The sequence below is a fragment of the Streptomyces sp. NPDC018693 genome (assembly GCF_044391385.1).
Taxonomy (GTDB): domain Bacteria; phylum Actinomycetota; class Actinomycetes; order Streptomycetales; family Streptomycetaceae; genus Streptomyces.
In genome coordinates this window covers 87688-111574 of record NZ_JBIRZZ010000010.1, presented here as the reverse complement: position 1 = coordinate 111574, position 23887 = coordinate 87688, and the positions used below count along the sequence as shown (strand labels likewise).

Genomic DNA, 23887 nt, shown 5'->3' with positions numbered 1-23887 from the left:
CGGCTCAGCCCGCCGAGGTGTCGCCGAGCCGGATCTGCCTGCCCTGAGTCTTCCGCAGGATGGCGCCCTCGTAGGCGCGCGAGACGCCTTGAAATCCGGGCAGAGTGACAGCGAGCGAGGCCGCCCTTGCGAGTTCCTGGACGGCTTTCTCTATCGGGGTCGGCTGCGAGATCGGCATCTCCAGGGCCTTGAACTCGTCGTCGCTGAGCGCCCGGGGCGTGTCGTCGCGAAGCACGGTGAGGCGTGGTTCGTCGATGCTCGGCGTGAACAGGACCGACGTCGTCCAGGCACAGCCGCCCCAAGTGCTCGCTTTGCCCTGGACGTCGGCGAGGACGGCTCCGCCCAGGCTCCAACGCACGACGGCGGTGTACCACTCGTGATCACCGATGCGGTACGCCTGCATGCTTTCGATCTCGCCGAAGCGCACCTTGGACGTCGACCATCCGACCGCCGGGACAACCGCGTTCTCGCCTGCGAGCCCGGTTGAGACGGTGCACGGGAACGACCCGTCCAGGGGAAGGGCGAGGGTCTCGTGGGCCGCCTGAAAGACGGCTTCCGTCACGTTCCGGGACGTCAGGATGCGCACCGCGAGGGCCTCGTCCGGTGTGGCCGGCTCCGTGAACTGGTCGGCCACCTCGTCCATGCTGATCAAGTGCACGAACCGCCCCTCCAGACCGGCGAGGTCCTCGTCCATAGGGGACGGGTAGGGGGCGCCCTTGCCGAAGTCGTTCGTGTTGGCGCTGACGAAGTAGACCGTCACGTCCGGGTGTTCACGCGCGTACTCCACGGCGGACAGCCAGATCGCCGCGTCCCGGAAACCTGTCTTGAAGCCCTTCGCGGTCTTGCACGGGGCAAGATTGTTCGCCTCGCGGACTGCCGCCTCCCGCAACACCTGCTCGCTCGTCTTGACCTCGTCCACGACCTCCCTCCACTTATTCCGCCAGTGGATGCGTACCTCGTCCGCCTCACAAGGGCCGAGCGGCACCTCCAGCGGCAGCGGATAGACCTGCCTGAGAGCTTCAACGGCCTGGGCCGCCGCGTCGTACTTCTCGCGGTACTTGATGGCCTGCTGAGCGGTCAGTTCCTCCAGCACCATCCACGGGACCGCGACCTGCTCGGCTTCGAGAGCCCGGATCGCGCGCAGGAGGTCGGCGCTGCTGCTCTCCGGGCTGAAGGATCGGAGGATACTGGTGTCCAGAATGATCAACGCTCGGCTCCCCGTCTCTCGGCGCTGCGAGATCAAGGATTCCAGGAGCCCGTGCACGCATGCACCGGCTTTCTCGTACGACGTGCGGACTACGCCAGGGCTCCCGCGTCGACGCGGGAGAGGAGCAGGTCGGTCATCTCGGTGACGGGCTTCCGCCAGCGCACCGCGGGCGTCGGCCGGCGCATCGCGGCCGGGTAGCTCTCGGCGGCGTAGTCGTTGGCGAGCCAGTAGACGTGGAAGCCGTGCTCACGCAGCGGTCCGAGGACGTCATCAACCGTACGGTCCTGCTTGGCCAAGAGCCGGGGCGTGACCTCGATGATCAGCTCGGCGTCCCGTAGCCGAGGCAGCAGCGGGATGAGCCTTACCCCTACGGTCCGGGAATGGCGTCGTCGGCCTGCGACTGAACGCCTGCGACTCTGACCCACATCTCAGCCAGACCGATCGCCTGCTGGACGTCTATGCCCTCCGCGTCGAGGTGGTCCAGCAGCCATCGCTGCCACTCGCTGACCGAATCCGGCTCGCGGTTGCTGCGCTGCCGGGCCGCCTCCCGCTCCTTCAACGCGATCTTCAGGCCACCGGCGACCCTCGCCCAGTTGTACGCCTGGTACGTGGCGTACGTGCTGCGGCCAGCGGAACTCTGCACGGTTCTTCCTCCTCAGCGGCTATTTGGCGAGCAACCTACCGAAGAGCCTGCTGCCCCATGAGGGCGGGGACGTGCTCTTGACGATGGCGCTGACCAGGTTGAGAAGCCCCGTCCAGAGCCGATGCCCGTCGGTGGAAATCGCGAAGCGGTGCGAGCGCAGCAGGGAAGCCGACTGGACAAGGAGGGCTGAGAACTCCGTGCCGCCGGTCGGCGCGATACCGGGGCCGGCGGTCCGCAAAGCGTCGAGGATCGCGTCCGCGCGGGCCGTGTGGGGGTGTGCGGTCAGGATGACGGCGGCGGCCGTCCGTTCGGGAGCGCTCGGCGTCCACGTACCGCTCTCCAGTTCCTGTTGGAGAGTTCGCAAGCGTACGGTCGCCTCCCTGAGCGTGCTCGTCATACCTGCGGAGCCTAATTCAGCCAGCACGCATACCTTCGGCCACCCCTTGGCATGTCGGTGTCACTCCTGCGCGTAGCGTGACCCGTGCGACGGAAGGGGAGTCAAGTCATGATCGAGCCAGGCACGTTGGCGATAGTCGCGGCTGTAGTGATCGCTGTGGCTGGGGCCGTCGCTACATGGGCCGGCTGGTGCCGGTGCCAGCGCTTCAAGTTGGCGACATGGTTCGCGGCCGTGGTCACCGGGGTGACGTGGAATTGGGCCTGGGCCCTGGCGACCCTCTTCTTCGTAGCCGGGGGATGGCTCGTGCCGTGCCGGCACATGAGGCGGCGCAGGGTGGTGGAGGAATGAGCGGCGTCCGTCGCGTGCTCGTCACTCATGGGGGAAGGTAGCGGGAAAGTCCCGACGGCGGAGCACCGTTGCTGTCCGGCCCCGCCGCCACGGGATCTCATTCCCGCTCCCCGCCTTGACGCCCGGGACTCGACAGCACGGGCCGTCCCGGACCGCCGGGAACACCGCTGTGGTGCCTAGCCGCCGCTGCGGTCCAGCCAGCGGTTCATCGCTTCGTCGAACTGCTGGTGCCCGCGCAGGACGTTGGCGGCGTGCCGCTTGTTTACCGGCAGGAGCCGGACCCCGTGGCGGCCGAACGGCACGCCCCGCCACGCCTGCGAGGGGGACCACAGCCAGCCCCGGCGGTGGGCGAACCGACGCAGCGCCATTTCGAGGCGCTCGCGCCGGGGCTGCCGCCATGGGGGCCTGCGCGTGTCGTACCACCAGTTGAATGGCGACCAGCCGCCGCGGGGGCAGGGCCGCTTCATGCCGCCGATCCCCTCGTCGTCTTCCTCGCGCATCCGCCAGGCGCGGACTGCGCCCCACTCGACCATGCCGTGCGGGCGGCACGTCTCGCAGTCGGCGACCTTGCAGGCCACGGCATTCACCGCCCTCCGCAAATGGGGGCGGGCCCCCGCGCTCGGGGTTGCGGGGGCCCGTGAGACGGAGAGACCGGGGAAGGTGGCACCGACGGCCGGGGGCATGCGCTAACCCCCGCCGTCCGGACGCATGGCTGCGGCATGACCGCCGGTGCCGTTCTCCCGGTCGCGCGCTTGCTCAGGGCGCGCGGGGCCGGACTGTAGCAGAACCGGCATTCCGTGCACCGGCGCACCAAGGAGATCAAATCCCTTCGCTGGGTGATCAGTTACGACGCACCCTTTGCACCAAATGACCTATAGTGCCCGCCGCACTGCAAGATCCTCTGCAAGGGGCCGGTCATGATCGATGCTCTGGAACTCGTCCTCCTGGCCCTCGCCGGGTACCGGGCAACCCAGCTCGCCATCCACGACACCATCCTCGACCCCGCCCGCGCGGTCGTGTTCGACTGGCACAGCCGCAACGTCGACAGCCCCGTCCGGACAGCGGCCGTCACGCTGATCTCCTGCCCGTACTGCATCGGCTGGTGGATCTCCGGCGCTCTCCTCGCCACCTGGCTCCTCGTCACCGGCCAGTTCGACCAGGCCCCGCTCCTCGTCCACGGCATCGAATGGTTCGCCGTCGCGGGCGCGGCCGTCCTCCTCAACCGCTGGGACGACTCCCGCAAGGACGCGGAATGAGCCGCCCCGACTCCCCCGACCGAGACCTGTCCGCAGGCGGTAGGCGCATCCGCGTCAAGCGGGCCTGCAACGGCTGCGCCCGCTACATCGGCGACGCCACCGACGCCGAGATCGAAGCCTGCGTCACCGGCCGCCCCCTCCCAGACGTCCGACACGAATGCCCGCACTGCACGCCCGGAGGACAGCCGTGACGCGCCCCGACATCGCTGCCGCGGCCTCCCGCTACATCGACCGCAAGACGATTCGAGGGACCCGCAACGCCACCGCTAGCGACGGCAGGCAGGGCCTCGCCTGGCAGATGTACCACGCCACCCCCGAAGTCCGGTTCGCCGCGACCTACATGGCCAACGGCATGTCAGGCGCCACCCTGTACGCCGGCCGCCGCGCCGACGACGGCACGATCGAGCCCGCCCCCGACAACCACCGCGCCAGCGAGATCGTCCAGCAGATCGCAGGCGGCCCCGACGGACAGTCCAAGCTCCTCGGCGCGTTCGGCAAGCACCTCACCGTCCCCGGCGAGGGCTGGATCATCGTCCGCCCCAACAGCGACATCCTGAACCCGCTCGCCCCAGAAGACGGCCACGACTGGCGCGTGCTGTCCACCAAGGAAGTCCGCCAGCAGTCCGGCAAGCTCACCGTCGCCATCGACGGCGAGGACGTCGAGATCCCGGCCGGCGACCCCGAGAACCTCGACCCGGACGCCCCGGTCGCCATCCGCGTGTGGGAGCCGGACCCCGAGGACTCCATGCTGGCCGACTCGCCGGTCTTGTCCTCCTTGGAACTGCTCGAAGAACTCCGGCTGCTGAACGCCGCAGTCAAGGCCATTGCCCGCTCCCGCCTCACCGGCCGGGGCATCCTCCTTGTCCCCAAGGGTGTCCGGTTCCCCACCCGGCCAGGCCAGGGTGAAGCCGAAGACGACCTCATTGAGGTCCTGATGATGATCGCCGAGACGGCGATCCGTGAACCCGAGAGCGCGGCGGCCACCGTGCCGATCGTGCTGGAAGTCCCCGCCGACAGCATCAGCGACTTCAAGCTCCTGACGTTCGAGTCCAACTTCGACGAGCTGGCCATCCGCCTCCGAGAGGAAGCGATCAAGCGGTTCGCCACGGGCTTGGAGATCCCTGCGGAATTGTTGCTGGGACTCCAGGACACGAATCACTGGGGCGCCTGGATGCTTTCGTCCGAGGCCATCCGCATGGGAATCGAGCCGAAGCTCGCCACGGTCTCCTACGCCCTCACACAGCAGTGGCTGCGCCCCCTCCTCCAGGCCGAGAACGTCGAGGACTGGCATCGCTGGCTCGTCTGGTACGACACCGCCGGCCTGCGCGTGCGCACCAACCGCTCCGAGACCGCTCTGCAGGCGTACGACCGCAAGGTCATCTCCGCCAAGGCGCTGCGCCGCGAGACCGGCTTCGAGGAGTCCGACGCCCCCGGCGCCGACGAGGAAGCCGCCCGCAGCCAGACCGACACGGAGGGCCAGGACGAGGAGCAGGCGCCGCCCACCAAGCCGGACCTGCCGGTCGACGAGACGCAGGACGAGCCCGACACCCTGCCCGCCTCCGCCCGCCCCGCCGCTGGCGAGGGACTCCTCGCGGCAGCGGACGGCCTGATCTGGGCCGCCCTGTCCACCGCGGGCGACAAGCTGCTCCGCACACCGGTCTGCCCCCGGCCCGAGCGCGCCAAGGCCCGCGAGATCCAGGCCGCAGCCCTGCACACCGCGCTGAAGGTGGAGCCGGGGCAGGTCGAGCAGTACCGCCTCCTTGATGGCGCCTGGGCGCGCGTCCCGGAGATCGCCAAGCGGTACGGCCTGGACCCCACATGCCTGACGGCCGCGCTCGACGGCTACACCCGCGAGCTGATCGCCGCGGGCATCGAGCACTCCTACGACGTCGTGCCCGCCGTCGTCACCTCCTGCGTGGGACTGGCGGCATGACCCGCCGGCGAGGGAGCAGCACCGTGGCCGAACCACCGTCCCTGACCGTCCACGTCATCCCCGGCCCGGCCCGCGAGGACTGGTGCCCCGCCTGCAAAGCCTGGACGCGGTTCACCGGCGACATCCTGATGCTGACCCCGGACGGCGTGGCCGTGGTCGGCACCTGGACGGCGTGCGAGATCTGCGACGACCTCGACGACCAGGAGGCCACCCGTGGCTGACCTCATGCGGGCGGCGCCCCTCGGCCATTCGATCCCGTCGCATCGCGTGCACGGCTTCTGCTCGCTGTGCCAGGGCCGGACCGTCGCGGAGGAGCTGGCCGCCTGGCAGGTCCGCGAGCAGGAACGCTACGAGGCCGCCGACGACCCGGACGGCCAGGGCGACGTCTCCATGCCGTTGATGGGCGACGTCAGCACCCGCACGTATGCCTGCCCGACGTGCGGCAGCGACGACGCGGTCCTCGACGCGACCTTCCTCGTGACGACCAAGGCCGCCGTGCACCAGGTCGGCCGGTTCGCATTCTGCTTCGCCTGCGAGAAGCCCCAGGAGACCACCCGTGCCTGACTGCCGCCATGACCTCGACCTGTGCCCGGACTGCGGCGGGCTGCGCGTGATCGAGATGACCCGCCTCGACGTCACCGGCATCCGCTTCGACGGCCCGGCCGGTTCCCTCATCCCCGCCGGCCCGGCCACCGTCCACATCGGCCCCGTCCCCGGGTGCCCCAACGTGAGTAACGAGGAGACCGACCGTGTGCGAAGCGACTGACGAGCTGACGATCCAGGAGCCGCCGAAGCAGCACGTCGCTCCGCCCGGTCACTCCCGGGCCGGACACCGCGTGCACGGCTGGTGCTCCCGCTGCCCCGGCCGCGAGCTGTGGGAGGAACTCCTCGCCTGGCGTACGCGCGAGAACCAGCTGCACGACGACGCGGGCACCCAGAGCCCGGACCGTGTGCCGCATCCCAGCCGGGAGGGGGAGGAGGCGAGCAGCTGTGGACGATGAGGAGCTGCTGGCGCTGCTGGAGCAGGCCGAGGAAGACGTAGCCGAGGAGGTTTCGGCCGTTCTGCGGGAGGTCGCCGACGAGTTCGCCCAGGAGCTGGCCGACGCCACCGAGATCGTCGCGGCTCGCTTCTCGGTGTCCCGGATCGCCCGCATGTGGACCAGCAGGATGCCGCGCATCGTGCGGCGGCTGCTGCGGGTGTCGGAGCAGGCCGCCGAGCACACCGCCCAAGCAGCGGACGCGGAACTGCCCCCGGAGTGGGAAGACCTCCCCGGCAGGCACGAGGACGGCCGCGACCTCCCCCCGGCCGTGAGCGAGTACGTCACCGTCACGGAGCACCTGCTGCGCGCAGTCGGTGACCGCCTGGCGGAAGCGGCCCGCGAGGAGTTGGCCGAGGGTGTCGACGCCGGTGAAGACATGGAGCAGCTGAGGGCTCGGCTGCGGGCACGGTTCGACCGCGAGGGCGCCCAGCTCGGCGAGGTCCGCGAGGAGCGCATCGCCCGCACGGAAGCCGGCCGGGCCTGGAACACGGCCACTCTCGGCGCAGCGCGGGACGCGACGGGGCAGCCGGCTCCGATCGTGAAGCAGTGGATCACCCGCCGCGATGACCGTGTCCGCGAAGACCACGCCGACGTCAACGGCACGATCCGGCTCCTGGACGAGCAGTTCACCGTGGGCGGCTTCAAGATGGACGCCCCCCACGACCCGACCGCCCCGGCGTCGCAGGTCGTGAACTGCCGCTGCATCTTGAAGGTGCACCCCGAAACCCGAGCATCGTCCTTCGATTCTCAGGTGGCGTCGCCGACCGGATTTTCAGAAGCAAGGCCCGATGGCCGTACGGCCGCAGCGAACGGGAGCCACCTCATGGGCGGAATGATCGCCCTCATGCCCACCGAGGCCGACGCGGCCCGCCTCGCCCTCGATGGCGGCGAAGCAGCCGAGGAACTGCACCTGACGATGTACTTCCTCGGCGACGACGGCGAGGCTTGGACCGAGGACCAGCGCAACGAGCTGATCGGCAATGTCCGTGCCGCGCTCGCCAACCTTCCCGGCCCGCTCACGGCCCGCGCGTTCGGCGTGAACCACTGGAACCCCCAGTCCGACAGCCCGTCATGGGTGTGGGCCGTCGGCGACGACCGCGACCGCCCCGACACCGCCCCGGCCCTGGAAGAAGTCCGCCAGCTCATCACCGGCGCCCTGGAAGACACCCACGAGCGGCCCGACCTACCTGTGCAGCACTCCCCGTGGAGCCCTCACGTCTGCTCGGTCTACGACGGCGACACATGGCCACTGGAGCAGATGATCGAGCGGCTGGGGCCGATCACCTTCGACCGCGTCCGCCTCGCCTTCGCCGGCGACCACACCGACATCCCCCTCGGCCCCCAGCAGGAGGAGACCATGCCCACCGAAGACGTTGAAGCAGCCGCCGACGTAGCCCAGGACTTCATCCCGCTGACGGTGCGCGGCTGGTCAACCCCCGAACCGTGGGCGATCGCCTACGAAGACGAGGAGACCGGCGACGGCCGGGTCTTCGCGAAGGGCGCCCTGAAGTGGGACCGCCAGCCCAAGGCGCTCCAGCACGCCGACGAGATGCTGATGGGCCACCAGGGCGCCCGCCTCGCCGGTGCCATGCAGAAGGTCAAGCGGGTCGGCAACCGCATCACCGCCTCCGGCGTGCTCTACCTCAACCAGCCGGCCGGCCTGGACGCCGTCCTGCTCCTCGACGAGGGCGCCCCGCTCGGCATCAGCGTCGACCTGGACGACGTCGACGTGGAGTTCGTCGACAAGACCCTCAGCCCGGAAGACGCCGAGTGGCTGTTCGCGTCCGCCCACCTGCCGCAGGCCAGCCTCATGCGGATGGAAGACGGCTCCGTGATGCTGACCGCCTCCACCGCAGCCGAGTGGACCGCCTCCGGTAGTTCCCTGGCCCGCTCCCGCTACGACCTCCAGCTCATCACCGGCCCCAACGGCGCCGTCGCCGCGTCCGCCCTCACACAGGCATTCGCCGGGACCGGCGTGCTCACCGCTGCCGCCGGCGACGCCGACGACCCCGAGACCGGCCTCGTCGTCCACTCGCAGAAGTCCGGCGAGTTCCTGCTGCGCATCACCCGCGCCCGGCTGCGCGGCGCAACGCTGGTCGCGATGCCCGCCTTCAAGGACGCGAAGATCGTCCTTGATCCGATCGACGAGACTGCGGCGGCCGTCCAGCCGTCCATCACCGCGGCGGGGGAGACCCGCGAGCGGGTCATCACCTATGTGTGCACCTCCCCGGCCGCTGTCGGCGCTCGGGACGTCTCCACCGCGATCGGTATCGCCATGAGTACGGCTCGCGGGCACCTCAATGCTGCCGTGAAGGACGGCCGGATCATCCGCCTCGCGCCTGGCCTGTTCTGCGGCCCGTCCACCATGCCCGAAGGCCACGAGGGCGACGTCACGGCGGCGATGTCTGGGAAGCTCGACCTGCCGGTGCACGCTGACCGAGACGCCGACTGGGACGGCGACAAGGCCAGTTCCCGCATCCTGGCGTGGGCCACCGACGACGAGGACAACGTCGACCCGGACAAGCTCGGCTCCGCCTTCCTGTGGCGTGACCCCGACGCTGACCCCGCCACGGCCGCCGCGTACAAGCTGCCGTTCGCTGACGTCTTCGACAGCAACGACGGGCCACGCCTGGAGATCGTCGCGAACGCCGTCTACGCGATCGCCTCCGTTCTGCAGGGCGGCATGGGCGGCGTCGACGTCCCCGACAGCGAGATGGATGACCTGCGGCGCCGTGTCGAGAAGCTCTACGCCCGCCTCGCCGACGCCTTCGACGACGACTCGATCACCCCGCCGTGGGAGGACGAGGAGGAGATCGAGGCCGCGCTGCTCGCCGACCTGGAGGCGTCCGCGTGGCGGGCCATGCAGGACATGCCGCCGATGCCCGCCGAGTGGTTCAGGGAGCCGACCGAGGAGGAACTGCCGCCCGGCTCGGGCGGCGTCCACTACAAGAACGGCCGGGTCTACGGCTGGGTGGCCCAGGCCGGTGTGCCGCACGCGGGATACCCGGGCAAGAAGCTGACCATCGAGAAGCTCGCCCGCGAGGGCCTTGACCTCTCGCACTTTCTGCGGGCGAAGTTCCAGCTCGATGACGGCAGCGAGGTCCGTGTCGGCGCTATGACGATGAACGTGGGCCACCACCGCGACGGCGCCCAATGCGAGAACGCTGCTTGCCAGTTCGACAACAGCGGCACCGTCGGTGCGATCGTCACCGTCGGCATGAACGCCGGCGGCATGTGGTTCGCCGGTGCCGGGGCTCCGTGGCTGTCCGACTGGGACAAGGCCGTCTTCCGGGCCTGCCAGCCCAGCTACCACCTGCGCCCGCGCCAGGGCGGCGGCTGGGAGCTGCGGGCCGTCCTCGACGTGCCCGTACCCGGACACTCCTCGCCGCTCGTCGCCGCGGTGATCGAGCGGTCCAACCTCGCGCTCGCCGCCTCGGCGGCCGGCCCCATGCCGGTCCTGGAGGACGCGTCAGGACAGGATCCGGACGGCGTCCGGACGCCATCCGCGAGCTCGGCGGACACCGCCCCTGACCTGCCCGGACAGCGTCCGGACGGTGCATCCGGGCAGCGTCCGGACGTTGTTGCCGCAGCGGTGGAGGAGATCCTCCTCAGCGATGCGCTAGTGGACCGCTTCCTGGACCGCGTAGCCGAACGCGAGGCCGCCCGGCGAGCTGAAGTCGCGTCCCTGCAAGCCTCCCTCGCGCTCACCCTCGAAGACGTCACCGCGAGCGCCGCACAGAACGGAGCCAGCTGACATGCCGTGCGCCTGCCAGAACAAGAAGAAGTTCGAGGTCGTCACGACCGTCACGGACCCGAAGACCCAGCAGCCGAAGGAGAAGATCGTGTTCTCCTCGCAGCACAAGACCGTCGCCGACAACGTCGCCAAGCGGTACCCCGGCAGCACCGTCCGCGAGTACGACCCGAAGAAGTAGACGCCGTGTACCCGGCCTCGTGGCAGGCCGGGTACGCCGCCCGCCGCACCATCGGCCCCGCCGACCGGAGCGGCAAGCTAATATCGGCAGAAATCGACACATATAGACGACGCTGCTGGTTTTGGGCCGAGCGACTCCAAGATCGATCTTTTGGAGCCCGGCCCCATGGAAGAGTTCTCCCTTCCCGAGGACATCACCGCCCTCAACGACGAAGAGCTGGACGACCTTCTCGACGGTGCCGTCAAGGCGTTCGACGCCAAGGCGGGCAGCAGCACCGTTACCAGCGACGACCTGGAAAGCCTCCGCAAGCTGGCCACCGCGGTCAACGACATCCGCGCGGAGAAGGCCGAGCGGATCGAGGCCGCCGAGAAGGCCGCCGCCGAGATCGAGCAGCTCGCCGCCGCCGTGCGCGGCGACGACGAAGAGGTCACCGCCTCCGACGAGCCCGAGGAGCCGGTCGCCGAGCCCGAGCCGGTTGCCGAGCCCGACCCCAAGCCGGTCACGGCCTCCACGGTCGTCAAGCAGCGCGCCCTCGACCTGTCCCGGGTCCGCGTGCACCAGCCGCGCGTGCTGCCCCCGGACCCGAACCCGCGCCCGGAGATCACCGCATCGGTCGACGTCCCCGGCTACCAGCCGGGCCAGCCCCTCGACATGGAAGGCGTCACCGAGGGCATCATCCGCCGCGCCAACGCGCTCAAGACGGCGGGCGGTGGCGTCGGCCTGTGCGCCTCGTACCGGCTGCCGTTCGACAACAGCCTCATCGTCAACGACAGCTCGTCGGGCACGGAGGGCACCCGCGCGGTCATCCTCGCCGCCGACCAGTCCCGCCTCCCGCAGGGCAACATCGTCGCCAGCGGCGGCTGGTGCGCCCCGTCCGAGACCGTCTACACGCTCACCGACATCGCATGCCCGGAAATGCTGTGGGACGCGCCGGAGATCCAGCTCGCCCGCGGTGGCCTGCGGTTCTTCAAGATCCCGTCCCTGGACGTCGGGTCGATGACGTTCGTCCACACCGAGGCGGACGACATCAGCGGCGCGGTCAAGCCCTGCTTCGTCATTCCCTGCCCGGAGCCGGAAGAGGTCCGCTGTGACGCGGTCGGCGTCTGCCTCCAGGCCGGAATCCTGACCCAGAGGCACTTCCCGGAACTCGTCGCGTGGTACCAGAGGAACACGATGGTCGCGCACGAACTGCGCGTCCGGCAGGTGCTGTTCGAGCAGGCCGTCGCCGCCTCCACTCCGGTCGCGATCGCCCCGACGTTCGGCGCCTTCTCCGCGATCTTCGCGGCGGTCGCTTTGCAGGCCGCCGACATGGTTGAGCGGCACAGCCTGTGCGACTCGATCAACATCGAGGTCGTCTTCCCCTGGTGGGCCCGCGCGATGTTCCTCGCGGACATCGCCCGCCGCAACGGCGTCGGCTGCGACGAGATCGACCCCGCCTGCATCATCAACGCCTTCGCGACGCTCGGAGTCCGTGTCCAGTGGGCGCGCGGCCTCGCCCCGAACGTCCCCGCCGAGATCGGCGGCCCGACCCCGGCCGTGGACTGGCCCCAGACCATCCCCTTCCTGATCCACCCGGCGGGCGCCTTCCAGATCGGGCGCGGCGGCGAGATCTCGCTGGGGGTCATCCACGACTCCACAAAGTTCGCGACGAACGACTACACCGCGGCCTTCTCCGAAGAGTGCGTGGCGCTGATCGATCGTGGCCCGGAGTCCCGCATCGTCACCGTGCCGGTCTGCCCCGACGGCCGCACCGGCGAGCAGCTCGGCATCACCTGCCCCATCGCCTGACCCACCGCCCACACCCAGCGCCGAGACCCGCCCCGGCGGGCTCGGCGCGACCACTATGAGGAGGTGGGCAGGTGCCACCCGCAGGCATGAGGCGCCGCGTAGAGGCCATCCCGGGCCGACCTCTCCCGTACGGCATCCTCGGCGGCTGTACCGACGTCATCGACGTCACCGACGAACACGAACTGCTCGGCGTCGAATGGATGGCACTCGGCTGCTCCCCGGTCCGCGACACGGACTGGTGCCCCGACGAGGAGTCACCGGGCGAAGAGTCCCCCGGATCCCTGCCGGGCCAGAAGGAGTTCTTCCCACCGATCCACGAAGAGGCCGACCCGGTCACTATCTACGCCGGCGTGCAGTGCTCCACCATCGGCTGGTCGTACCGAGAGGCCATCGAACACGTCCGCGCGTCCCTGAAACTGGGGGAGCAGCAGGCCGTCGAGTCCGCGTTCTGGCGGTACACCCTCGCCCCGCGCGCTATCGACCTCACCCCCGACGCAGGGCCGGTCTCGATCGCCCAGGGCGTCGCCGCACTGGAAGGCTGCCTCGCCGAGTCGTACGGCGGCGTCGGCACCCTCCACGTGCCGACCGGCGCCGCCGCCCTCCTCGGCTGCTGCAACATCGCCTACGTCGACGGCAATCGCCTATCCACGCTCGCCGGGAACTGCGTGATCGTCGGCTCCGGGTACAGCGCCGCGAACACCGGCCCGGACGGCACCCCGGCACCCCCCGGCACCGCCTGGCTCTACATCTCCGGGCCGGTCGTCGTCCGCCGAGGCCCCATCGACGTCATCCCCGACCGCGCCGGCGCCTCCATCGACATGCGCGTCAACGACAGGCGCGTCCTGGCCGAGCGCACCTACGTTCCCGCGACGACCTGCACCGTATGCGCGGTGCTCGTCACGACCTGCCCGTGAGGACCGCCATGCCCCCCGAGCTGATCCACGTCCGGCCCACCCCCGCCCTGCGCCGCGACTTCGCTATGTGGGCGGTCGCCCAGACCCCCAAGGTGCGCACCGTCTCCACGACCACCTTCGCCGTACCCGCCAAGCTGTTCACCGAGGTACCCGAACCACTGCTGATCGGCGCCACAGTAGACGGCCACCGGTTCGTGTCGCCCCTGGAGGACGAAGCCAACGGCACACCCCCACCGGGCGAACTCCTCGGCGTCGCCACCCCCGAGACGTTCACGGGCGCAGCGCTGCCGGAGAGGGAGGGGATCCCCGGCCAACCGCTGCCACCCGTCCCCGACGAGGCGTATCCGCCCGACGCCGAGCCGCTGCCGGAACCGGACTTCGCGCCGCTCGAAGACGCACCCGCCGACGGCGAGGGCAGCGACTCAAGCGACCGAACCGCCGAGCAGTCCGGCCCGTACTGCGCCGAATGCGACCGCCCCTTCAAGAGCGACCGAGCCCTCAACAGCCACCGCCGCCAGGCCCATCCGGAGGACTGACCCATGCCGGTCGAGCCTGTTCCCTGCCTGCCGGACGGTGGCGGTGGCACGCCCGGCGCGTGCAACTGCTCGCCGTCCATCGCCACCACCCCGATGTGCCGCGCGGACGGCTCGACTGTCCTCCTCGTCGTCCGCTCTCCATGCACCACGTGTGGCGCCACCGCCCAGGCCCCGGTTGCTATCGGCTGGATCGACCCACTGACCGGAGTGTTCACGCCGGGCACGGCCCCGGCCGACGCAGGCCCCTGCGAGGCGCCGGGCTGCCTGGACACGCTGTGCCGCCAGCGCTGCGACGACACCGACGGCGACGGCGCCCCCGACGCGACGTACAGCGAGCTGTGGTGCATCCACGCCGACGGCTCAGCTGAACTCGTCCTCACCTACCAGGACGACCCGTCGGTGCCCTACACGCCGGTCGCGCCGGTCGACTGCACCTACGGCTGCCCCGAGTCGGAGACGGTGACGCTATGCGACGACAGCGGGCCCTTCCTGCGCCGGTACACCTGGCTCGACGGAACCGCGACATACGTGGACGTCGCGCTCGACGGCACGACCCCACACGTCGTCACCGGCACCGTCGGCGTCTGCGATAGCGGCAATAGCACCCCCGGCGCCTCCTGCGCCGAGCAGACCACCCCCGCGGCCACCGTCGGCCTCTGCCTGGCCGACGGCACACCGATTGCGGTCGTCATCACCCGCGACTGCGACACCGACACCGTCACCCAGAACGGCTGGGTCAACCTCACCACCGGCACGTTCAGCGCGGGCGCCCCACCGGCCGGCGCCATGGCGTGCGGCGACTCCCGCGCGTTCGACCTCGCCGGGCTGCTGTGCGACGTCGACCCCGCTACGGACGAGGTCCTCGGCCTGGTCCTCGTCGAGTACGAGTACAACCCGGACGGCTCCCTCGCCTCGGTGCGCCTCGTCGACCCGGGCACAGGCACGACCTACACCCTGCAAGGCGAGCTGCGGTACTGCCCGGCCGGGAGCGAGCCGGCCGCCGACCTCGACCTGACCGTCCTGTGCGACGTCCAGGCCGACGGCACCGCCGTGCCGTTTCTGCGGGACTACCGGCGCGACCCGGCCACCGGGCAGATCAACGGGCACACGGACTACGGCCTCGACGGCACCCCGTACGTGGTGACCGGCACCGTCGACACCTGCACTGCGGAGGCCGAACCCTGCGGGCAGACCGAGCTGCTGACGCTGTGCGACACGGCGCTCGACGGCACCGCGACGCCGTTCCTACGGCGCCTGACGTACGACTGCGACGGCACGGTCATCGACTCGGCAGACACCGCCCTCGACGGAGCCACGCCGTACGCCATCACCGGCACCGTCGGACAGTGCACCCCGCCCTGCAGCAACACCACCAGCGTGCTCCTGTGCGACCTGCCCGAGGACGGCGACCCAGACCCGACGATCACGGACACCGACCCCACCCCGTACCACGACATCGCCGGGACATCGCCCGTCGCCGGGGGAGCAGCAACCCTGTGGGCGGGTGGCATCCTCAGCATCCCGCCGGACACCACGACCGCCCCGGACGGCTTCCCGCAGCGGGTGCGCTCCTTCGCCGCGCTCGTCCAGGCCCCCCGGCCGGGATGCGACACCGGCCTGGCGACGGTCACCGCGTCGATCCGTGTCCAGCGGACCGGCCCCGATGACGGCTGCGGCGGCACAGGCCGCTTCCAACTCCTGGCAGGCGGCACGTCCCTGGCCATCCAGGGCGTGAGCCCGTCGAGCGTGCCGGTGGGCACCGTGCAGACCCTCACGCTCTCCGCGCAGGTACCGGCCGCCGACCTCGCCGCCGGCGACGTCGCCCTCTTCGGCCTGCTGGAGACCTACCACCGCTCCCCGGCCTCCTGCCCAGGCGGCAGCAACCCTGACGGCGCCCGCATCGGCGGCTGGACCGTCGACGAGTTCACCGCCGACGTCGTGTACGACCAGACCGGATGCGACCCCCAGTTCATCCGCAGCCTGACGGTCGACTGTGAGACGGGGCAGGTCACCGCCGTCACGGACACCACCCTGGACGGCGCCCCGTACACGGTCACCGGCGAGCCGGGGCAGTGCATCCCGGCCAGCACCTCGCCCCCGTCCGAGCCATGCCGGAACTCCAGCTCGCTCCTGCTGTGCGACCTGCCCACCGGCGGCACACCCGATCCGACGGTCACCGACACCGACCCGACGCCCTACTACCCGTTCCCGGTCGCCGACCCGGTTGAAGGCGCCCAAGCCCTGTGGGACGGCAGCACGTTGGACCTACCGCCGGGGGTCTCTCCGCAGCCGGGCACGACCGGCCGCGTCAACAGCCTGGCCGCCATCATCCAGGCGCCGCGCCCGGACTGCGATACGGGCACCGCCCACGTCGCCGTCACCCTCAACGTGCAGCAGACAGGCCCGGACGACGGCTGCGGGCCCACCGGGCACCTGCGCATCTTCAACGGGACGACGCAGATCGCCCTGACTGCCCTGCCAGCCAACACCCCGGCCGGCTACTTCGGCACGCTCACCGTCGAAACCGACGTACCGGCCGCCGACCTCGCCGCGGGCAACATCGCCTTCGCGCTCGCGCTGGACGCCTACGACGACAGCGGAGGCACCTGCCCGGGGGCGCGTAGCACTGGCTGGCAGCTCTCCGCATTCACCGCAGCGGCCACGTACGACCAGGACGAATGCGACACGCAGTTCCTCCGCACGGTCACCGTCGACTGCGACACAGGCACCGTCGTCGCGGTCGAGGACACCACGCTCGACGGCGAGCCGTACACGCCCAGCGGAGAGGTCGGACAGTGCGCGGCGGCCGGCGGCGAGTGCTGCCCGCCCCAGGAGCCGTGCGGGGACACCGAGGTCGAGCAGCTCTGTGACCTGACGTACGACCCGCAGGCCCCCATTCCGACCCCGGCGAGGGACTTCGCCCTGACCGGGAACGTGGTGGCCGCCAACGACGGCACAACCCTGTGGTTCGCCCAGGCCAACCAAGAGGCCAATGGCGTAGCGGAGCTCATCGTCGGCGGGCTGCTCCCGACCGTGATGTACGAGTTCCGGTTCTCGTCCGCGTGGATCGGCGCGGGCAACCCCGACCCGGCCAACAACAACGCGATCTATCTCCTGGAGATCCTGGACGGCACCACGGTGCTCGCCAGCAGGACTCGCAACGTCTCCAACGGGTCCAACGTGTTCCCAGGCGGCGTGCTGACCGAAGACCTGCCGCCCGTGGCGTTCATCGCCCCCGCTACCGGCGCGGTCACGATCCGGTTCACCGACCAGACGACCGGCGGCCCGGTCAACGACCGTGACCTCTTCCTCATGCCCCTGGAGGTGCGGACAGCGGCGCTGACGATCACGCGCACGCCGTTCCTGCGGCGCTTCACCTTCGACTGCGACGGCGGCCTCACCTCGACCCAGGACCTGGGCCTGGACGGCGCCACGCCGTATGTCGTGCAGGGCGAGGTTGGCCAGTGCACAGCTGACGGCGCGACAACTGGGGCGATCACCCCATGCGACGTACAGAACGTCATCGAAGCGTGCCGGTGTGACGACGCCGACGGCGACGGCGTGCCCGAGGTCGGGTACGTCGAGCTGCTGGCCGTCGACTGCACCGGCACCCTCTCCAGCGTCGGCACGTACCTGCCGGACTACTCCGCCCCGTACACGCCGGTCGCGCCGATGGACTGCGACGCAGGCGAAGACCTCGGGGCCGAACCGGCATTCGGGGTCCAGGCCCACCGGACGGAACTCGCGTCCGGCGCCTCCTGGTCAGCGGACGCCTGGCCAACCCTCCAGTCCGTCACGGCCGTCGCCCACGGCGGGACCGGCCTCATCACCACCGCCGAAGGCGCCTCCACCCTGCATCCGGGCGAAGCCGCCACATGGAGCGTCGGCAGGGATACCGACGCCCGCCTCACCGGCCCGCTCGTCATCGCCGCGGACACCGGCACCGTCACGATCACCTACACCACAGGAGTCCAGCTGTGAGCGGATGCGGATGCGGACAGCCCATCATCACCAGCGCCCCGGCCGTGCCACGCGTCGACGTCGAAACGCTGCTCCTGTGCGACGTCCTCGCGGACGGCACGGTCGCCGGCCTGGTCCTGGTCGAGCCGGTCTACGACACCAGCAGTGGCGCCCGCGTCGCCACGCGTACGGTCGACCCGGCCACGGGCGCCGACTACACGGTGCAGGGCACGCTGACGGACTGCGCTGCCACGGATGGAGACTGCGACCAGTTCATCGGGGCGCTCTGCTATCAGGAGCCGACCACTCAGTACCCGTCGTTCACACTGCACAAGTTCAACGACGCCGACCCGAACCATCCCGGCTGCCTGGTCGGGCTCGACGCCCTGGACGGCGACCTGCCGTTCATCCAGTACAACGACCCGATCACCGCGTGGGAGGGCGTCTACACGTCGAACACCGGTACCGCGTCGAACGTTGAGGTATCCGCTCCGGAGCTTGGCGGGTTCATTGACTGGAGCACGTTCAGCCCGCCGATCCCATCGGTTCCCAACGCGGGCATTCCGGCCCCGTATACGGGCACCGCCGTCTTCAACGGGGTCACGGTCACGCTGGACGTCTTCACCGCGTCGGCGATCACCACCGGGTCCCAGTACCTGCGGATGGGCGGCACCGAGCATTTCAAGCTGTCGTTCTCGTCGCCAGTGACGATGAAGTTCGGCACCCAGGGCTTCGCTGACCCGGCGGCAGGCAACGACGAGCGGTTCTGCAACGTGACCGCGACCGGTGTCGTCACCGGGGCCGGTGAGATCCGGACGGCGTTTGGGCTCCGCGACTGCACGACCGGCGAGATGACATGGCGCGACCAGGTCACCGGCGACGAAGTAGACCTGACTCAGGCAGTGGTCGTTCCGTGCCCGCAGCAACAGGACTGCGCCTCTCCGACTGAGCCGACCGCCACGGTCGGCCTGTGCCTGGCGGACGGGACACCGATCGCGGTCACCGTGATCCGGGACTGTGCGGGCACCGTCACCTCCGAGGGCTGGCTGAACCTCACGACGGGCGCCTACAGCGCGGGAGCACCCCCGGCCGGGACCGTCGCCTGCGGCGACAGCCGCTCCATCCAGGTATCCGGCACGTTCTGCGACATCGACCCCGCCACCGGCGACGTCCTCGGCCTGGTCCTCATCGAGTACACCTACGACGACACCGGCGCCATCGCCTCCGTGCGCCTGGTCGACGCGGTCACCGGCGACACCTACACGCCCACCGGCACCGTCACCACCTGCCCGGCCGGCGTGGAGCAGCCCGAGCAGGACGCCGTGGTGCTGTGCGACACCGCCGCCGATGGCACGGTGACGCAGTTCCTGCGGGACTTCCGCCGGGACGAGAACGGCACGATCAGCGGGCACAGTGACTACCTCCTCGACGGCACCGCCTACACGCCGGCCGGCACCGTGGGCGTCTGCGCGCCGCCGTGCCTCAACTGCGAGACGGTCACCCTGTGCGACTCCACCGCCAACTGCGCCCCGGCCTCAGCCGCCGATGCCGACTGGTCGCCGCGCTACCTGACGGCCGCTGACACCGCCGCCCCGGGCGTGATCGCCCTGCGTAAGGACGTACCGGGCGGAGGCTCCGCATTCTGGAGCGGCGGCAGCACCGTCTTTCCGAACGTCGCCGCCGACCCGGACGGCGGGAACGACGGCGTCCACTACGGCATCGCCGGTGTCGTCACGGCCGCCGACTTCTGCCCGGAGTGCATCGGCCCGGACGACCAGGTCACCATCACGGCGTCCGGCCAGGCGCACAACGACGGCCCCGGCGGCGGCATCCTCACGGACGGCCGGTGGCGGATCCTCCGGGACGGCGGCGAGGCAAACGGCGCCGTGCCCCAGCTCGCGCAGACCACCGACTCCAACCGGCCGACCGGGTCCACCTGGTCGTTCACGGCGACGGCCACCGTGCCGTGGTCGGACGTCCTCGCCGGACGAATCGTCCTCACCCTGGACCTGGAGACCCGCAGCAACGGCGCCTACAAGCAGTGGACGGCCAGCGCCTTCGAACTGTGCATCACGCCGGTAACGCCCGCGGCCGGGTGCGGCAACACCTTCCGCCGTACCATCTGCCGGGACTGCTCCGGGGCGATCGTCTCCACCACCGACTACGAGACGGACGGGGTCACGCCGTACACGCCGGTCGGCGCGGTAGGTGAGTGCGTCGCCTGCACTCCGCCCGAGGTGGACGCATGCCAGCACTGCGAGACGGTCCTGCTGTGCGACGAGGGCGCGGACGACCCGGCCACGATCACGGGACAGGGCGTGTCGTCCGGCACGCTGTCCAACGGCATCACCTGGGCGAGCAAGATCACTTCGGCGGTCCCGTCTCGACTGACCAACGCCGACGGGGCGTGGTGGAACTCGACCTACGCGTTCCCGAACCCGAATATCGGCCCGCAGACGTGGACGTTCAACCGGCCGGTTGACGTCGAGTTCAGCGTGTACATCCAGTACGCGGGCACGGCCTTCCCGACGAACAACCAGGTGCAACTCCCGGCCGGGGTCGAGCCCGTGGCGCTGCCGACCGGCTTCACCTACGACGCGGCGACCCGAATCCTGACCGTGGACGGCACGGCGGACCAGACCTGCACCAACCTGACCGCCCCGCGCAAGGCGACGTCCGCGAGGTTCCGGACCGTCGACCCGGTCACCTCGCTCACGCTCCAGTTCCTGGGCATCCGGATCGCCAGTTGCGGCCAGTTCGGGAACTGGGCCTTCGGCGCGTTCGAGGTCGTCCCGCCCGGCCAGTTCCTCCGGACGATCTGCCGGGACTGCGACGGCACGGTCACGAGCGTCACGGACACCACCCTCGACGGGCAGACGCCGTACACGCTCGTAGGCAACCCGAAGCAGTGCCAGCCGCAGACGTGCGGCGGCTGCGAGACGCAGCAGCTCTGCGGCCCGGTTGAGCGGGTCGTCAACGGCAAGTTCGGGGGCGGCACGTCCGGCTGGACACTGACCGGGAACGTCGCCTACGACGGCACCGACCCTGACGCGAGCGGCGGCGCCGGATTCCTGGTGTACTCGCAGAGCGAGGCCACGCCGGACGGTGTCGCCTCGCAGACCGTCACCGCCACGGCGGGCAAGACGTACACCTTCTCTGCTCGGGTCGGCACTCGCGGCAGCGCGAACGCCGCGGCACTGCTCGTCGAGGTGCTGTCGGCTGGCGGGACGGTGCTGTACTCGCAGACGGTGACCCTGCCGGCCGGGTCGACGGCCTGGCCAGCCGCCGGGGTGGTCGGCCCCGTCGACGTCCGCGCCACGGACGGCACGCTCACCCTGCGGTTCACCGACAAGACCGTGAACACGGCCAGCACGGACGTCGCGCTCGACAACGTGTCGCTTCTGGAGACGGTGTCGTTCCTGCGGACGATGTGCCGCAACTGCGACGGCACGGTCACGAGCGTCACGGACACCAAGTTCGACGGCACCACGCCGGTCACCGTGGCGGGCGAGGCTCACACCTGTGCGCCCGACACCCGCCATTGCGAGACCCTCACCCTGTGCGATTTCACCCCTGGTACCGACCGGTGGGCGATGGTCGGCGCCGGGGAAAGCTCCCTGTGGGGGCCCGGTCCTAACTCGTCGTCGCGTACCGCCACACTCGACAACGGCATTGCGGTCACGGCCACCTCGGCGAGCGGCGGCATCCTGGCTGGGAACGTCTACCCGGACACCAACGGCATCAGCATGCTCGCCTCGACCGCCGGTGCTCGTGTGACGTTCTCCCCGTCGAAGCCCGCTCAGCTTCGGTTCGTGGCGTCGCTCAGGCCGAACGCCGCGTACACGCTGCCTGTTGGGGCGGTGATCGAGCGGCTCGGCACGAACCACACGTACGACCCGGCGACCCGCATTCTCGCCGCCAACGCGTCCGCCGACTGGGGCGGCGACCAGACCGCCAATGACCAGACGGCGAACAGCACTCAGGTGTACGTGCCGGTCACCACGGCTGCGGTTCCCGCAACGGTCACCAACGCCGGTCCCACCGGCTCGGGCATCCTGTTCGACAACCTTCAGGCGTCCCCGGCCGACGCGCAGACGTTCCTCCGCGTCATCTGCCGTGACGAGACCGGCAAGGTCCTTTCCGTCACCGATACGACGCTCGACGGCACCACCCCGTACGTGCCGCAGGGGCTCGTGGGGGACTGCTCAGGCGGTAACGACTGCTGCCAGCCCGAGCAGGTCTGCATCCAGCAGGACCCGCAGCAGCGGATCGAGTTCATCAGCAACGAGGGCCAGGTCTACGACGGCACCGTTGACCCGGTGTGGAAGTGGACCCCGGACACCAACGGGCTGCCGCTGAACGACCCGAACTTCGGCCCGGCGGTCAACGCGAGTTGGTACGACATGTACCGGCCGAGTTCGTACCCGACGACACGTTGGACGATCACCGACACCGACACGAACCGGCCCGCCGGATGGATCACGCCTCACCCGGACTCGGGTGTCGCGCAGTCGACGCCGCCGCGCCCCGGTGAGGGCCCGGCCGTCCCGGGCAACGCCGACTGGATCGGCCGAGCACAGTTCACCCTGCCAGCGGGCGCCGATCCGGACTCCATCCAGATTCAGGTCACGGTCCTCAACGCCGACCAGTACACCACCGGGTTCCGGCTGAACAGCGGCCCCTGGCAGGCGATCCCCGACGGCGGGTTCAACCCGACGGACCCGCCGAACAACGGCCTCGGCGTCCCGTACACCTTCGGGCCCGGCCAGATCCCCGGCGCGCAGCCCGGCGTCAACACGCTCTACATGCGCGTCCACGAGACGGTAGGCGGCGCCGCCGGCGTCATCGCCCACATGATCGCGACGTACACCATCGCCCGCCCCGAGCAGCGCTCCTGGACGCGCATGGTGTGCTGTGACGGATCGGTCTACTACCTCGACGAGGACGGCGCCGAGCAGGCGTCGCTCCCCGAAGGGTGGTCCGTCATCCCGTGCGGGGCGGTCACGTCCGCACCGGTCGTGCTGTGCGACGACAACGGGTCTTTCCTGCGGCACGTCTCGTACTTCCCCGACGGGACCATGAGCGTCCTGGACACCGACCTCCTCGGCGCCGCGTACAACCCGGCCGGCACTGTCCATGCGTGCGCGGGGACCACCGCCACGGTCGCGGACCAGCCGGTCATGACCGGCATCGCCCGGTACACCAACGACGGGAGCCTGGTGGACCTCAAGGGCACCTATCCCGGGTTGCAGTCGGTGACGCTCACCGTCCTGTCCGGGTTGGTCGCCACCGGCATGTCGAACACAGGCGCCTCCGGCGTGCCGATTCCGGCGGGCTTGACCATGACGTGGTCGGTGGGAGACGCCGACGACTCGTCCTTGGACAAGGCGCTGTTCCAGCAGCAGGGCAACGCCGACTACCTCCTGAACTGGACCTACAAGGGGACGGCGGCCGGCTGATGGCAGGTACGAACGCAACGCTCGCCCGGCCCAGGTTCCCGAGCGGGCAGGCGAGCGGAGTCGTGGGCCTCGACGGCAGTCCCGCGAACACGTGGGTGCCTGTCACCGGGGCCCAGCTGGTGCTGCCGGAGGCCGGTACCTACGAGGTCGTGGCGGACGTGCAGGGGTCCATCGCGTGGGGAGCCAGCGTCACCAACGCGATCATCGACGCGCAGATCTTCGACGTCACGGCCGGTGCCGCCGTCCCGCAGACCACGCGGCGGGTGATCCTGTTCACCGACCAGGACGCCACGGGCGTGAACGGCATCCAGGCCAACGCCTCGGCGGGTGCGCTGTACCAGGTGGCTGGCTCCAGCACGATCCGGGTGGAGGCGTCTTGGCGCACCGACTCCGGGACCAGCTCCCAGCGGGTCCTGTGGGCCAACAACTTCCGCTTCCACAAGGTGAGCGACTGATCAACGGAGGAGCATCCTC

Annotated in this window: 20 protein-coding genes; 15 read left to right on the top strand and 5 right to left on the bottom strand. The window is 70.3% G+C overall.

Annotation, left to right across the window (positions count from 1 at the left end; translation table 11 throughout):
- Positions 1 to 4: 4 nt before the first annotated feature.
- The 5 genes from ACH5AC_RS25100 to ACH5AC_RS25080 all read right to left on the bottom strand — a co-directional run bounded on the left by ACH5AC_RS25100 (position 5) and on the right by ACH5AC_RS25080 (position 3173).
- A complete protein-coding gene (locus ACH5AC_RS25100) occupies positions 5 to 1207 on the bottom strand; it encodes a PIN domain-containing protein (protein ID WP_398864384.1) in 1203 nt (400 codons plus the stop codon).
- An 89-nt stretch (positions 1208 to 1296) separates the two neighbouring features.
- Positions 1297 to 1503 (bottom strand): hypothetical protein, encoded by a 207-nt coding sequence (locus ACH5AC_RS25095; protein WP_398864382.1) that lies wholly within the window; start codon positions 1501 to 1503, stop codon positions 1297 to 1299.
- 71 nt (positions 1504 to 1574) lie between these two features.
- Positions 1575 to 1850, bottom strand: a complete 276-nt coding sequence (locus ACH5AC_RS25090; RefSeq protein ID WP_398864380.1) for a hypothetical protein — start codon at positions 1848 to 1850, stop codon at positions 1575 to 1577.
- 19 nt (positions 1851 to 1869) lie between these two features.
- Complete coding sequence (locus ACH5AC_RS25085; RefSeq protein WP_398864379.1) at positions 1870 to 2214, bottom strand: hypothetical protein; 345 nt, start codon at positions 2212 to 2214, stop codon at positions 1870 to 1872.
- 557 nt (positions 2215 to 2771) lie between these two features.
- Entirely contained in the window at positions 2772 to 3173 is a 402-nt protein-coding gene (locus ACH5AC_RS25080; protein ID WP_398864376.1) for a hypothetical protein, read from the bottom strand.
- Between the two features lie 339 nt (positions 3174 to 3512).
- Between ACH5AC_RS25080 and ACH5AC_RS25075 the strand changes: the two genes are divergently transcribed.
- The 15 genes from ACH5AC_RS25075 to ACH5AC_RS25005 all read left to right on the top strand — a co-directional run bounded on the left by ACH5AC_RS25075 (position 3513) and on the right by ACH5AC_RS25005 (position 23868).
- Positions 3513 to 3851 (top strand): DUF1360 domain-containing protein, encoded by a 339-nt coding sequence (locus tag ACH5AC_RS25075; RefSeq protein ID WP_398864375.1) that lies wholly within the window; start codon positions 3513 to 3515, stop codon positions 3849 to 3851.
- Complete coding sequence (locus ACH5AC_RS25070) at positions 3848 to 4042, top strand: hypothetical protein (protein ID WP_398864374.1); 195 nt, start codon at positions 3848 to 3850, stop codon at positions 4040 to 4042. The genes ACH5AC_RS25075 and ACH5AC_RS25070 overlap by 4 nt, the downstream gene beginning before the upstream one ends.
- The gene (locus ACH5AC_RS25065; protein WP_398864373.1) at positions 4039 to 5784 is read left to right on the top strand and encodes a hypothetical protein; all 1746 of its coding nucleotides are present in this window, start codon (positions 4039 to 4041) and stop codon (positions 5782 to 5784) included. Before ACH5AC_RS25070 ends, ACH5AC_RS25065 begins: the two co-directional genes overlap by 4 nt.
- Positions 5785 to 5807: 23 nt before the next feature.
- On the top strand, positions 5808 to 6005 hold the full coding sequence (locus ACH5AC_RS25060) for a hypothetical protein (protein ID WP_398864371.1): 198 nt from the start codon (positions 5808 to 5810) through the stop codon (positions 6003 to 6005).
- Positions 5998 to 6348, top strand: coding sequence for a hypothetical protein (locus tag ACH5AC_RS25055; RefSeq protein WP_398864370.1), 351 nt, complete (start codon positions 5998 to 6000; stop codon positions 6346 to 6348). Before ACH5AC_RS25060 ends, ACH5AC_RS25055 begins: the two co-directional genes overlap by 8 nt.
- Positions 6341 to 6550: a hypothetical protein gene (locus tag ACH5AC_RS25050; RefSeq protein ID WP_398864369.1), complete on the top strand. Its 210-nt coding sequence runs from the start codon at positions 6341 to 6343 to the stop codon at positions 6548 to 6550. The genes ACH5AC_RS25055 and ACH5AC_RS25050 overlap by 8 nt, the downstream gene beginning before the upstream one ends.
- Positions 6534 to 6785 carry a hypothetical protein gene (locus ACH5AC_RS25045; RefSeq protein WP_398864368.1) on the top strand — a complete coding sequence of 84 codons (252 nt, stop codon included), beginning with the start codon at positions 6534 to 6536 and terminating at the stop codon, positions 6783 to 6785. Before ACH5AC_RS25050 ends, ACH5AC_RS25045 begins: the two co-directional genes overlap by 17 nt.
- The gene (locus ACH5AC_RS25040; RefSeq protein ID WP_398864367.1) at positions 6775 to 10578 is read left to right on the top strand and encodes a phage minor head protein; all 3804 of its coding nucleotides are present in this window, start codon (positions 6775 to 6777) and stop codon (positions 10576 to 10578) included. The genes ACH5AC_RS25045 and ACH5AC_RS25040 overlap by 11 nt, the downstream gene beginning before the upstream one ends.
- Position 10579: 1 nt before the next feature.
- The gene (locus tag ACH5AC_RS25035; protein ID WP_398864365.1) at positions 10580 to 10756 is read left to right on the top strand and encodes a hypothetical protein; all 177 of its coding nucleotides are present in this window, start codon (positions 10580 to 10582) and stop codon (positions 10754 to 10756) included.
- 165 nt (positions 10757 to 10921) lie between these two features.
- Positions 10922 to 12544 (top strand): major capsid protein, encoded by a 1623-nt coding sequence (locus ACH5AC_RS25030; protein ID WP_398864364.1) that lies wholly within the window; start codon positions 10922 to 10924, stop codon positions 12542 to 12544.
- A gap of 86 nt (positions 12545 to 12630) precedes the next feature.
- The gene (locus tag ACH5AC_RS25025; RefSeq protein ID WP_398864362.1) at positions 12631 to 13458 is read left to right on the top strand and encodes a cupin; all 828 of its coding nucleotides are present in this window, start codon (positions 12631 to 12633) and stop codon (positions 13456 to 13458) included.
- An 8-nt stretch (positions 13459 to 13466) separates the two neighbouring features.
- Entirely contained in the window at positions 13467 to 13994 is a 528-nt protein-coding gene (locus tag ACH5AC_RS25020) for a C2H2-type zinc finger protein (protein WP_398864361.1), read from the top strand.
- A gap of 3 nt (positions 13995 to 13997) precedes the next feature.
- Positions 13998 to 17975, top strand: a complete 3978-nt coding sequence (locus ACH5AC_RS25015) for a hypothetical protein (RefSeq protein WP_398864359.1) — start codon at positions 13998 to 14000, stop codon at positions 17973 to 17975.
- The gene (locus ACH5AC_RS25010) at positions 17972 to 23413 is read left to right on the top strand and encodes a hypothetical protein (RefSeq protein ID WP_398864357.1); all 5442 of its coding nucleotides are present in this window, start codon (positions 17972 to 17974) and stop codon (positions 23411 to 23413) included. The genes ACH5AC_RS25015 and ACH5AC_RS25010 overlap by 4 nt, the downstream gene beginning before the upstream one ends.
- Positions 23413 to 23868, top strand: a complete 456-nt coding sequence (locus tag ACH5AC_RS25005) for a hypothetical protein (protein ID WP_398864356.1) — start codon at positions 23413 to 23415, stop codon at positions 23866 to 23868. Before ACH5AC_RS25010 ends, ACH5AC_RS25005 begins: the two co-directional genes overlap by 1 nt.
- Positions 23869 to 23887: the final 19 nt, after the last annotated feature.